Source organism: Mesorhizobium sp. B2-1-1 (genome assembly GCF_006442975.2).
Taxonomy (GTDB): Bacteria; Pseudomonadota; Alphaproteobacteria; order Rhizobiales; family Rhizobiaceae; genus Mesorhizobium.
The window spans coordinates 5,340,372-5,352,824 of sequence record NZ_CP083954.1; the positions used below are offsets into that span (position 1 = coordinate 5,340,372).

At 57.8% G+C, this 12,453-nt stretch carries 10 protein-coding genes; 5 read left to right on the forward strand and 5 right to left on the reverse strand.

Annotated elements, in window-relative coordinates; all coding sequences use genetic code 11:
• Nucleotides 1-6: 6 nt before the first annotated feature.
• The 3 genes from FJ972_RS26055 (at nucleotide 7) to FJ972_RS26065 (ending at nucleotide 3,441) form a co-directional block, all read left to right on the forward strand.
• Nucleotides 7-1,101 carry a NeuD/PglB/VioB family sugar acetyltransferase gene (locus tag FJ972_RS26055; RefSeq protein ID WP_140525316.1) on the forward strand — a complete coding sequence of 365 codons (1,095 nt, stop codon included), beginning with the start codon at nucleotides 7-9 and terminating at the stop codon, nucleotides 1,099-1,101.
• 326 nt (nucleotides 1,102-1,427) lie between these two features.
• Nucleotides 1,428-2,612 carry an acyltransferase family protein gene (locus FJ972_RS26060; RefSeq protein WP_140498450.1) on the forward strand — a complete coding sequence of 395 codons (1,185 nt, stop codon included), beginning with the start codon at nucleotides 1,428-1,430 and terminating at the stop codon, nucleotides 2,610-2,612.
• Nucleotides 2,613-2,709: 97 nt separating this feature from the next.
• Nucleotides 2,710-3,441, forward strand: a complete 732-nt coding sequence (locus FJ972_RS26065) for a cysteine hydrolase family protein (RefSeq protein WP_140498451.1) — start codon at nucleotides 2,710-2,712, stop codon at nucleotides 3,439-3,441.
• A 128-nt stretch (nucleotides 3,442-3,569) separates the two neighbouring features.
• Here the strand turns inward: FJ972_RS26065 and FJ972_RS26070 are convergent, their stop codons facing one another.
• The 5 genes from FJ972_RS26070 to FJ972_RS26090 form a co-directional block, all read right to left on the reverse strand.
• Nucleotides 3,570-4,331 (reverse strand): Crp/Fnr family transcriptional regulator, encoded by a 762-nt coding sequence (locus FJ972_RS26070; protein WP_140498452.1) that lies wholly within the window; start codon nucleotides 4,329-4,331, stop codon nucleotides 3,570-3,572.
• Between the two features lie 131 nt (nucleotides 4,332-4,462).
• The gene (locus FJ972_RS26075) at nucleotides 4,463-5,242 is read right to left on the reverse strand and encodes a response regulator transcription factor (protein ID WP_140498453.1); all 780 of its coding nucleotides are present in this window, start codon (nucleotides 5,240-5,242) and stop codon (nucleotides 4,463-4,465) included.
• A gap of 440 nt (nucleotides 5,243-5,682) precedes the next feature.
• Nucleotides 5,683-7,332: an FAD-dependent oxidoreductase gene (locus FJ972_RS26080; protein WP_140525315.1), complete on the reverse strand. Its 1,650-nt coding sequence runs from the start codon at nucleotides 7,330-7,332 to the stop codon at nucleotides 5,683-5,685.
• 144 nt (nucleotides 7,333-7,476) lie between these two features.
• Nucleotides 7,477-7,956, reverse strand: coding sequence for a MucR family transcriptional regulator (locus FJ972_RS26085; RefSeq protein WP_318012505.1), 480 nt, complete (start codon nucleotides 7,954-7,956; stop codon nucleotides 7,477-7,479).
• Between the two features lie 485 nt (nucleotides 7,957-8,441).
• Nucleotides 8,442-8,636, reverse strand: a complete 195-nt coding sequence (locus FJ972_RS26090) for a hypothetical protein (protein WP_140525314.1) — start codon at nucleotides 8,634-8,636, stop codon at nucleotides 8,442-8,444.
• 689 nt (nucleotides 8,637-9,325) lie between these two features.
• On the opposite strand from FJ972_RS26090, the gene FJ972_RS26095 reads away from it, so the two are divergent.
• Both FJ972_RS26095 and FJ972_RS26100 read left to right on the forward strand, forming a co-directional pair.
• Nucleotides 9,326-11,332 carry a DUF4838 domain-containing protein gene (locus FJ972_RS26095; protein ID WP_140525313.1) on the forward strand — a complete coding sequence of 669 codons (2,007 nt, stop codon included), beginning with the start codon at nucleotides 9,326-9,328 and terminating at the stop codon, nucleotides 11,330-11,332.
• A gap of 757 nt (nucleotides 11,333-12,089) precedes the next feature.
• Nucleotides 12,090-12,419, forward strand: coding sequence for a DUF768 domain-containing protein (locus FJ972_RS26100; RefSeq protein ID WP_140498457.1), 330 nt, complete (start codon nucleotides 12,090-12,092; stop codon nucleotides 12,417-12,419).
• Nucleotides 12,420-12,453 lie beyond the last annotated feature (34 nt).

A 12,453-nucleotide genomic window follows, 5' to 3' on the forward strand; every position in this document is an offset into this window, starting at 1 on the left:
GCGTACATGACCGTGCTTGTCGAAGCCCCGCGGGTTAACGCCAACGAGGACAATCTCCAGCTCATCGAGATTCGGGTCGCACAAGGTGAAAGGGTCGAACAAGGCACCATTCTTTTCGTGCTTGAGACCACCAAGGCCGCAGTCGAGGTAGATGCTCCGGAGGCAGGAACTGTCGGCCTGCTGGACATCAAGGTCGGTGACTTCGTTCCTGTCGGCGCAACGCTTTGCAAAATCATCGACGAAAATTCGAATGTCGTTGTCGGGGAGACCAGCGCGGCCGATGTCGGGGCCAGCGAGGTCGCGATAACGGCTAAAGCCCGCAAGGCCGCATCCGAGCTCGGGGTCGACCTTGCGGACGTCGTTCCGTCCAATGGCCGTATTGGCGAAGCCGAGGTGCGCGCTGCTGCCAGCCGCCGATCAGGCGCCAAGAGAGCCGAACCGGGCGAGCCGAGTTCCGTCGCTTTCTCCAGGCGGGCCGTCATCATCGGCGGCGGCGGCCACGCCGCCTGTTTGATCGATGCTCTCGATGGTGCCGGATACGATATCCTGGGCTGCACCGATCAAGCGTTGCCCGCCGGCCACCACGTCTGCGGCGGTATTTCGGTGATCGGCACGGAAGACTGCCTGGAGCGCTTGCTTGCCGAGGGCACGCGCCATGCCTTCATCGGCATCGGAGGCGCCCAGTCAAGCCAGGTGAGGCGGGCAATGTATGAACGCGCCACCGCAATGGGCTTCGTTCTGCCGCCTGTGATCCATCCTTCCGCGATCGTCTCCAAGGCGACCAGGATTGGACATGGCTGCCATATTCTGGCCGGCGCGAGCATCGGTCCGCGCTGTACGATCGGTAACAACGTCATCGTCAATCAGGGGACTATAGTCTGCCACGACAGCGTCGTTCAGGACAATGCGCACCTGACACCAGGCGCTATCATAGCCGGCGGAGTGGGCATCGGAGCCTTGACCGTCGTGGGAATGGGCGCAACGGTGCTCCTGGGCGTCCAGATCGGCGCCGACTGCCTGATCCACAACGGCGCGCACATCAGCGCCAATGTCGCAGACAACACCATCGTCGACGCGCAGGGCCGCCGCCATCTCCGCTAATGCATGTCGCCCAAGGCGATCTCCGGCTCGAGAAAGCGACATAGCGGGGCGGTTCGACGGGGCGGCTCTCGTGGCTGCGGCCGAGGGTTCGCCAATTCCGATCGGTGTCAGTCAAGCCGTACTTCGGTTGCGGTCCAGCGATCGCCCGCAATCAGCATCGGGCCTGGGTTAAATCAGTCCCGCAATGCGGCTGTTAGTCATCCGGTGGAGTTTTTCTGCGGCAGCCCACTACTTTTGGGCGGGGGTGTCCTTCGAATTCCCGAGCATTGCGAGACCTGGGATGGTGTACGGTGAAATGGTCTGCGGGATCCAACTTGAAGGCTCAGATGACCGTTGCACATCTCCATCCTCAGAACTCATCGGGTCCGCAGCATTTTCCCGTCGAAGCGTCAGCGAAGCCGGCTGGCGACAATTCGTTCAATGTAGCCGCGCATGGGTTGCGCGGCATTGCTTCTCTTATGGTCTTCTTCGCTCACCTCCTGGGCGGCACGGCGGAGCACGTCTACGCCTCCAATTCGGCCTATGTCGACCGCATTACGCCCTTCTGGAATTTCGGCACCTTCGGAGTCTGCCTTTTCTTCGTAATCAGTGGCTTCGTCATCCTGCCCAGTGCGATACGCTATAGTCCCGCTCAGTTTGCTGCCCGACGGTTCCTGCGCCTCTACCCTCTGTTTTTCGCGCTAAGCCTGCTTTTCATCTTGCTGAACGCAACCACCAACTTTTATCCCGAAACCAACAATCTCACAGCGGTTCTGGCAGGACTGACATTCCTGAACCTTGCAACCCATACCGAGCAATTGACGCCGAACGCGTGGAGCCTGACCTTCGAGGTCTGGTTCTATGTGTTTACGGCAGCGTTCGTTTTCCTGACGGTTCGTCGCCCAACCAGACTCGGCACAATTGCGCTCGGTCTTCTCGCGGCGCTCTTTATCGCCCGGTACCCGATCGCCTTGTATTTTCTTGCCGGCGGGCTGATCCGCCTTGCCTACGACCGATTTGAATGGGTAAACCGGGGCCGCCATCGGCTTGCCGAGAGCGGGGCGCTGGCAGCTTGCGTCTTTCTCGCCAGCCGCGGCCATTACGACTATCACTGGTCCGATTTCCAAAATGCCGAGCTTCCCTTGCTCATGGTCGCGACGGGGCTCTACTTCTGCCTTGCAGTGTCGCGGAACAGCTTGACGGCACTACTCCTTGGCAATCGGCTGCTTCGATACTTCGGAACGGTGAGCTACAGCCTGTATCTGGTGCATCCCTACACGTATCTTCTGACACGCTCGCTGTTTTCCCGCGCCCATCTTTTTTCCGGCAATGTTGTCCTATCGATGAGCGCCTTCATTTTGGCGGCGGCGGCGATCACCTGGGTGCTGACGCATTTCGCGAACCGAACGCTTGAGCTGTGGCCCTATGAGTTTGTCTATCATCAGAAGATCTATCGCTCGGCCTCGCAGCCAAGCGCGATGCGGCTTTGGCTGGCGTCAAATGCCAAACGTGCGGCATGGCTAAGGGGGTAGGATCGCCGTTGCGCGGCGGCCTGCGGCTTTTGAGGCGGATAGATAGCAGACTGGTCGTAACCACTGTTGTTAGGCTGCAAGCAGGGATGAGGACGAAATGCATCCATTTGTCATCGACGCCAAGCCTCAACCTATTTCAATTGATCCCGCTGACGCCGCCGTACTCGTCGTGGACATGCAGAATGACTTCGGCTCCAACGGTGGAATGTTCGACAGAGCCGGAATCGATATCTCCGGGATTCAACGGGCTGTAGGCCCTACTGCCAGCGTAATAGCTGCCGCTCGCGAATTGAGCATGCCCATCGTCTACCTGAAGATGGGATATCATCGCGACCTCTCGGACCTTGGAACGTCGGACGCCCCCAACCGTATTCGACATCTCCAGATCTTCGGGGTGGGCGCGAACATGACAGCCCCGGATGGCAGCGAGAGCCGGATTCTGATCCGCGACACCTGGGGAACAGAGGTCGTCAACGGCCTCAAGCCACAGGCAGGGGATGTCGTCCTCTATAAAACGCGATTCAGCGGTTTCTACGAAACCGAACTCGATTCTGTTCTGAAATCCGCAGGCGTCAAACACCTCATCGTGACAGGATGCACGACCAGCGTGTGTGTGGAATCGACAATTCGGGATGCCTTCTTCAGGGACTATCGCTGCATACTGCTGACGGATTGCACCAGCGAGCCCATCGCTTGGGACGCCCCAAGGAGCAATCATGATGCCTCGATCACGCTCGTTCAGATACTCTTTGGATGGACATCGACGTCCGACCAATTCCTGAAGTCGGTCGCAGAGCGAGTTCACGGTCGTCTTGAACTAGCCGAATGAGCAGGCGAAGCTGCCTATCAGTCGCCTTGGAGCACCGCGGCTGCCGCTCAGGGCCAGCGTAGATCAAGCCCAAACACAACCGACGTCCCGACCACTCTCGAAAGGTGCCCCGACGCATCGCCTACGATTTAGTCGTCCGACTTTGCCACAAGATCGGCGATACGGGATACATCAGGCACGTAAAGCTCTTTGGCGTGGCGCAGCACGAGTCCGATGTTTTGCAGGTAGCTCAACTCGCGTGCCACCGCCTCGCGGTGGGTGCCAATGCGGTGGGCCAGATCCGTATGGGTCGGGATAGGAGAAATCCTCGCCGAACCGTCGGCTCCGATGTCTTCAGCGCATAAGCGCAGCAACTCCTTATGCACCCGGGACCGAACGTTGAGCGTCGAAAGCTCAACGATGTGCTCGACAAGCACCTGCTGACGTTCCACCAACAATTGTACAACCGCATGCAGGGCTTCAGGATCCTGCTTGACTATGTCCAGAAAGGCACGACTGCCGATCGAAGCGATAGTGCATGGTCCCGCCGCTTCGACCGAATATGGCATCTGGATGTCGCCGCTCAAGGCAATTCCGTTAACAAGCGAGCCACGATGCGCAGGGGGGAGCGACACAATCTTGCCATTGCGGGTATAAACGAGCGCTCGAAGCTCGCCCTCGAGCAGAAAAAAAAGCCGGTCGACACTTTCGCCGGCCGGGACCAGGACGTCCCCTTCATTGAGATGCAACCAACGACAGCGGCGGTCTATCTCGATCAGCGTGGACGACTTAACATTGCTGAAATGCTCGATATTTTTCAAATCCGGCCCGTGCATATGGTTGGCATCAGCTACGGAGGTGATCTCCCCGTCAGTCTGCGGGCCTGGATATCGAACGGGCGGTTGTTTCATCCTGGGTAGCGCCCCCTTGCAAAGGTTCGCAGCCGCTTCCGTTGCGGCTGCTCCCCAAACTCAAGCAAATCACATCTACTAAAACGGTCCGTCAAGAACCATTACTCGTTGAGTGAGGCGGCACCCATATTTCAATTCCGTATGGCAATCCCTTCATACGGCGTTGTGTTGAGTATGTAGGCGACTTCGGTACGGTTTCTCGCACGAAGTTTTTTCATGACATTCCGAATGTGTACCTTGACCGTACTTTCACACATGTTGAGCTCGTACGCGATGACCTTGTTCGCCTTTCCTCGACGCAATGCCTCGATGACAGACATCTGACGCGAGGTAAAAGTGTTGTCTCCGTGCGGCTGCTGCTTGGTCGCGGACTGACCGTCGGTGACGGCGCGTCCTGAATGAAAGAGAACACTGGGCGGGACGAAAGTTCCGCCCGCCGCGACAAGCTGGATGGCCTTGGCGGCCACCTGCAACCTGACGCTGGTAGGAATATAGCCACGCGCGCCGTTTTCGACCACTTTGAGAATGTCCTCAAAGTTCTCGATATCCGATAGGATGACCACCCCTACCTCGGGCCTGGTCGCTTTCAGATGGCCTATCTGGGAAAGATGATAGTCCGCCTGGGAGTTCGACCACATTACACACATCAGGACCGTCGAAACTCTCTGCGTTTCTTCGGGATCCGCCATGTCGAACGCTTCGACCGACGCGTAATGCTGGATATGAAATGATGGCTCGATGATTTCGAGGCTTCTGCTGAAGCAGTCACACATCAAAGGCCGGCCATCGATGATTGCAATCTCGATTCCCTCTCCCGAGGACGGTGAGAGACGATTGACGTCGAGAATAGATGGATATTGATCAAGATCAGTTTTGTCCGTCCGATCATTCGCAGGCAAAAAACTTGTCATGACTCACCCCCGCGCAAATCTCGCCCCAACGGAGATTTCGCTTTTAAACCCATACCTTAACACTTTAGTAATAGCTTGTGGACCGGAGGTGGTGGTGTGACAAAACGCACAGCGCGGCCAAAATTTCGGTTTCCTCAAGCAATCAAAGTGAAAAAGTCGTGATTGCAGTATTATAGTTGGCTTCGAAGTCCATGCGCTTACCAATAGGGGGTAGCTACGGAAGTAGCGGTCATCCAGAATCGTTACGACAAAGAGCTGAACAGGGGTGGCTATGTGAGCCGTTGGTCAGACCTTCGCTCAAAACGCGCACACTTTCTCGGCAAAGCGTAAAATTACATTCAGGAGCCGGCATATTCCATATGGCGGACCTGCGGCATGAGACGTCGCAGCCTGCTCCCTTTCCTCGTCGATTGACCGCTTTGGCGAAGGTGGAGGCGAGCTTATTCGAGGCTTTGCCGCAAGTGCTGGCCCAGTCTGATAGCGAGCGCGACAATGGTGAGGGTGGGCATGTCGTTGCCTCCGGTCGGGAAGACCGAGCTGCCGGCGACGAACAGATTTGCGAGGCCGTGCACCTGGCACGAACTATCGACCACGCCGGTTCGCGGGTCGTCGCTCATCCTCGTCGTGCCCATGTGGTGTCGAACCCAGTGATATGGAATGTCTCGCTCCCCCGCCGGGTTTTTGTCCTGGCCTGGATGAATGGCGCTTCTATGCCCCAGCCGCTTCATCTCTTCAGTGATGATCGCCTGGACACGCTCAAGCGTCCGTCGGACGAGAGGCCCCACGTTCCATTGCAGCTTCACACGGGGCAGACTGAACTCGTCGAGCCTTGTATCGAGCGTGACGCGGCTTGCCGGATCCGGTTCTTGTTCCAGTATCGTGTCAAAATGAAAATGCCTTGCACGCCGACGTGAGTGCCAGATCCGTTCGAAACCTGCCGATATTGCTCCCGCCGGATGCATCAGGATAGTTCGGCCGCATTTGATAAGGTCGCGATGCAGCCGGCCTCTCCGCAGCCAGAAGGTAAGATACTGCAAAGCTTCGGAACCATCCATATGATTGACGCAAGGCCCAGGCTTGATCCATGTGCGGGAATCGAGGAGGCGCTCGCTTGCACGTATTTCGGGCCGCAGCGCCAGTCCGAATGCATCATTGGTGCCGCGGTTTTCAGGCGACAATCCGGTCGTGCGGGTCCAAGGCACGTGGAGGTCTATCATGTTGTCGGGCTGGCTGACTTGCAAGCTTCCCCATTTTACCCGGGGATGCTCCATGAAATAGCGGCCAACCAGGTCATACTGGTTTCCTATGCCATTCGGCGCCTGTCGGTTTGAAACAAGGAGCAGGCGCGCGTTTTCGATACCGCCGCAGGCCAGCACGAAAAATCGCGCAGCAATCTGGAACCGTTTGTTCGGCGTTCTCGCTACCTCGATGGAGCGAACCCGCCTTCCGCAGTCGTCGGTGTCGAGCCGCAGCGCCGTGGCATGCAGCACGACCTGGACGTTTTTTGCGTCCTGAAGCTTCTTGCGAAGCGTTGCTCCGAGATCCGGAGTGGGACTGAGAAAGCAGCGTTCCGAAAAGAGCGGCCCGTTTTCAGGCATGACCGCGGAAGTCGGCCAATCGGTCAGCAGGTCGTCGATTCCGAGCAGGCGGGCTGCGGTCTCATAATGGGGTAGTAATGATTTATGGGCGACGGGCCAACCACTCAGGGGTATCCAGGGCCGGTGCTCGAAATCGCCATGGTCCAACATCTTGCACCATCCGCCCCAACCAGCCTTGCCTGTGCTCCCGCCGAACTGACGAAGGCGGCAAAGATCAAGAGCTTCGTAAGGTTGACCCACGGACAGCCCGCGCGACAGCCGTTGGCGCCAGTGCTCGTACGTCATGCCACCGCTTTCGATGACGCATATGCGATGCCGCGTGCCTTCTAGTTGTGATGCTATCGCCAGGCCGGCGGCACCCGCTCCCACGATGCACACATCCGCCTCCAGGCGCATGCCTTGCGGAAACGCGTTGCAATCTTCAATCATGGCGTCGATCGGGCATGGTGTCGATCGGGACCAGCAATTGCACGCCTGTGAGAGCGTGGCCATTTGCGCCTTGCCCCCAGCCCCATTTGGCTGTTGGTCCCGCTGGCATCGGGCGGGCACGTCAAACTTGTGATCCGAAGAAAACAAATGTCACGATACGAGCAACGGCGCGAGGACTGCCGGAGCCTCGCCCTGTGCTCCATTCGGTTAGCCTCTGGAAGTTCGGCCACTGGCATTCCGTTGTCCAAGCCTGATCCTCTTGGCCGCCTCCGAGCGCAACGCAGTTAAATTTGGCGCCACAATCGGATAATCCGGCGGCAAGCCCCATTTCTGGCGATATTGCGCTGGCGTCATGCCGATGGATGTCAGATACCGCTTCAAGGATTTCATGCGGCGCCCGTCCTCCAGGTTAACGATGAAGTCAGGGGTCACCGACTTGCGGATCGGCACGGCTGGAACAGGTTTCGGTTCGGGCTGGTGATCGCCCACGGCAAGCTTTTGCAAAGCACGGCCGACATTCTGGATCAGATCAACCAGATCGGAAGGCGACGTCCGGTTTTTCCTGACATAGGCCGAAACAATATCAGCGGTTAGCTCAATGTGGTCGGCGGGGTCAGAGTCCATGAGTCCGCTCATTGCCTGAAGAAGGCTATCTTCCGTGGCCGAGGCGCGGAGCACGTTCTGCATCGCTCATTGAAGGATTGCCCACCGTCACAGGAGAATGCTCCTGATGCCCCGCTCCTTGCATGGCCCAATGCCATCCCCAGGTGCCGTTTGTGTCAATTGTCCCTTGGCGGCAGTCGATCCATCCAAAAGTGGTACCGCTTGCCAATCCCGATCCCGTGATGGCAGCGGCGAAACCGGCAACACCGGCGGCACAGCTAAGCCGGCAAGACCTCACTGATCCGATGCCGGTGCGCACATGTCGCGTACCGGTATCGACCGTCAAATCGATATCCAGCGCCGCCTCGCTGCGACGGCTCGACTTATTCGCGACGGCTCGACTTGTTCAAGGCTGTCGTGTCTGGAGCTTCATGGCGCGCTTGAAGTCACGATTGTCCACGCGGCCGGCGCAAGACATGTCCAGGCCCGTAAGCCTTGAACAATGCTTGCGCCTTGTACTGTGCATGGGCGCTTGGACCTGAGCGGCGCGGCTTGACGAACCGCTCTTTCTACCACTCCGAGCCGGTATAGCCCGCAGCTTCCTTCCACAATGCGAGTGCGATGCTTGGCGAGCGGCCTTTCACTTCAATGTCTTTGCCGCGGTACTTTCCAGCCGCAATCCACACTGTCTTTGAACGCTGATAGATGTTGATGTCGAGGGCGCTGGCTAGAGCTTCCCAGTCCCTGCGTCTCGAAAAACCCATCCGACCCCCATCTCTCCATAATGTGGAGCAGTAACGAACATGGCGGATGAGAGTTCCCAGATCGTGAGGACTTCACCATTGGTTTGCGCAAATGGGTCGCACAGCGGTGAAAACTGCCTCCGCTGGCTACGCCAGCGGAGTATTGAATTGGGCGATATCCCCAGGCTGGAGCTATTTGGCCGCCTTTGCCGTCCTCTCCGCACCCACCAGACTTGCCAGCGGTTTTTCACCAGATCCGCAGGTGCCACCCGATCGGGCCGGCCTCGGACGACCCGGTCTTTGTCCGGAATCGGCAAAACGGCGAGATGAAAGAAGCCAACGAAGCACTCAGTGAGATTGTCAAAAGAATGTGTTTGATCATGATAAGCCTCCAAAAGAGGGCATTGCTTATCCCGTGGAGATGGATAGTTTTTCCCGAAAAATATCGCGTATATCTCGATTAATTCTTTGCACCCTTAAATGATATGGGACTCTGCGTGTATGTACCTATTATACAAAGAGAACCCTCACACGCTGATCTTCGTCTTGGCCCCGAACTGCAGACTGGCCATCAATGGATCGGCATGCGGGTAAGGGAAACGTAACGGCTGAAGCATGCAAAGCTTACGTGATACAAATTGTTGTGAACGCCCGTCCTCGTAAAATGGGTCTACATTCTTGGATGCGCGCGCATAGGTGAGGTCTTTGGCATGGGGCCGTTATCGCGAAGGACGTTTGCACAGGGAACGGTTCTGGGCCTGTTACACTGGCTTGGCTTTACCAACCCTGGCAAAGCGGCCACTCAATCTTCAGCTGGCGTAACGCTTATCGCCCGCGGCAGACCTGCGGCAACGCTCGTTACTTCGGATCAGCCGAGTGGCTCTGTTCACTACGCCGCCACGGAACTCGGCTGGCACATAAAAAAAGCGACCGGCATCCAACCTGCCATCACAACTGAAAACCATGTCTCGCCGGCTGGCCTGCGTAACGCCGCCCATATTTTTCTGGGCGACACCCGGTTCGCCCGGGCAGCCGGAATCACATTCGGCGCATTGGCGCGTGAAACCTGTATCATCCGAACCGTCGGCAACCATCTGTGCATCGCCGGCCTCGATCATCCCGGCAGTGCACTCGACCAAAACACGTCCGCGGGCACCCTCTTCGGCGTGTACGAGCTCCTTGATCACTATTTCGGTGTCCGATGGCTATGGCCAGGTGAGCTGGGAACGTTTGTCCCAAAGGCACAGTCTTTGGTGATCCCCGCGCTTGATTACGTCGTTACGCCCCGGTTCATGCAGCGTCGCGTGCGCGCTGGGGCTGGCTTCACGAGCGAAGAACATCCCGAAATGGGCTTCACCGCAGCAGCGGCGAAAGAATATATGAAAGCCCAGGCCACGTTCCTGCGTCGCCACCGAATGGGCCGCAGAGTACCCACGAACTACGGTCACGCTTTCGTCGACTGGTGGCAGCGGTATGGCACCGAGCATCCCGAATGGTTTCAATTGGTCAGAGGCAAACGGGGCCCGGTGAGGCTGGGTGCACGCTTCTCGATGTGCATTTCCAATCCGGGCTTGCGAGAAGAGATCGTCTCGCAATGGCGTGAGCATCGGAGCGCCTCTGCGGGACAGCCAACTTTCGTCAATGCGGTCGAGAACGACATCCCGGGGCAGTGCGAGTGCGAAATATGCAAAGCGCTGGATGGCCCAGAGCCGCCTGACTATCGAAAGTTCATTCCGTCGAAGTCGAAGATCGCCAGCAAGCCTTTCGTATCGGACCGCTATGCGCGTTCATGGCAAGCCATTCAGCGGATAGCCGCGAAAGACGACCCTAACGCGGTCGTGGTGGGATACGCCTATATGAATTACTTCGCGGCACCGACATCGGGAATCAAGTTGAACCCGAATATCCTGATCGGGTTTTGCCCATCGGCCTGGTACTATCCACGCAGCGGCGAAGAGCAGGACTGGATAAAAGACCAGTGGCGCGGATGGGCGGCAACGACTGCCCAGGTGTTCATGCGCACCAACTATTTCCTGGATGGCTACTGCATGCCGCACATATTCGCCGGCCAGTTCGCCGACGAGTTTCAGAACGCGGCGCGAAACGGGATGGTCGGAACCGATTTTGACTCGCTGACAGGCCATTGGGCGACGCAAGGTCCAAATCTCTATTTGTTGATGCGCCTGCAGACACATCCTGAGACTGCCGTGGAGTCATTGTTGTCGGAATATTATTCAGCCTTCGGACCTGCGGCCGACGACGTCAAAAGCTATTTTGATTATTGGCAGGCGTATACTTCGAACGCTCGCGCCCAGCTGCGGGAGGGGTTCGAGGCTCTTGGAGCATCTCGTTGGCGAAGCTGGGCGAAGGCGGCGCACGCTGTCTATCCAGAGGAGAGTTTCGCGCCGGCGGAAGCCTTGCTTGACAGGGCGGCAGCCTCCGCAATCCAAGATCCGGAAGCCTCGATGCGGGTGAAGTTTCTTGAGCTGGGATTGCAGCATGCGAAGCTGTGCTCGCGAGCGGCCAGCAAGCTCACGCTCGGCGATCCGCAATCCGCCTATGAGCGCGGAAAGCCGGAACTGGAAGCGTTGCTGCAATTTCGGCGATCATATGAGCATATGTGGATATCCAACATGAATCACTGCGCGTGGGTGGAGAGCCAGAGTTGGATCCTGCCGGGCTTTGCGATTCAATCTCCGGACCTTGATCCGGAATGATCCATCTATTTTGAAAGAAGATTTGCGGGAAGCTAGCTGGCCAAGCCGCGCGATATCGCGCCCTGGCCAGCTAGGGAGAGGTGGTCGGCGTTGTGCCAGGCACTGCCGACTGTGCTCGGTGCAGTTGCGGGAGCGCTTCTGTCCATGAACGGGGGGACTGCGTCAAGACAGGCGACAGACACGACAATCACCTCGCAATTTTTCCTCAATCGCCGGAGAGGACACGTCGTGCTGCGCGGAAGTCGGTGCCTGGCTCTGGTTTCCCGATGTGAGGCCGAGACTTGCCGGACTGCATTTTTCCTGTCGGCTTTGAGCTGTGTTACGTTGCCCTTGAACCGGTGGATCGGACCGAGGGGACTAGGGTCCGAAACCCGATTTTCATCCTGTTTGGCTGACACCTCCCATTGTTTTGGGAGCTGTGAACCACCTGGGCATTTCGCGATTCGAAGGCGAACCTTCAACCGCGCCCTAGAGTATTGTTAGGCCCAGGTACTTCCCACCTCCCTTTATAGAACACGGGAAGTCTGTAACCTATGACTGCAAATTGTAAGCTGACAGTTTGGGGCTACTCCGTTCGGATACCGTGTGTTGCCGACGGCAAGGGCCGCGGCACCGATGGCAGCGGCAATGGCCATGCTCAACCGGCGCGTTCATCGGATCCCCGGTACCCAAGGTCAACGTCACAAGAGTCCGCAAAGTGTAGCCAGGAACATGGAACAACCGCTCTCAGCAGCAGTTGTCCGGTTCAGGAGGCAATATGAGCGCGACGATCGAGTTCTTTCGAACCTGGCTGCAGGAGAATGTCGGAAACCTGGCGACCGACACGCAAGTCAGCGTCGCGGTGTTGGCCCAGCAATTCGAGCAGGATGCGGACGCCGCAGGATACGGGCGCGAGGTTCGCGAAGAAGATATCGGCAACATAGAGGACGCCATCCAGCAGGCCCTCGACAAGGCGAACGCAGCCAACGGCCGGCAACCAGTTCCGGAGGAAGATGGCTCGCTTACGCCGATTATCGAAGGTCTTGAGGCTGCGGAGCCTGAACACTCAGCGTCTGCCGCCGGTGACGGCCGTAAGGAAGGAAGCTGACGAGCGCGTACAGCCGAATACCGGATCGTTAGTC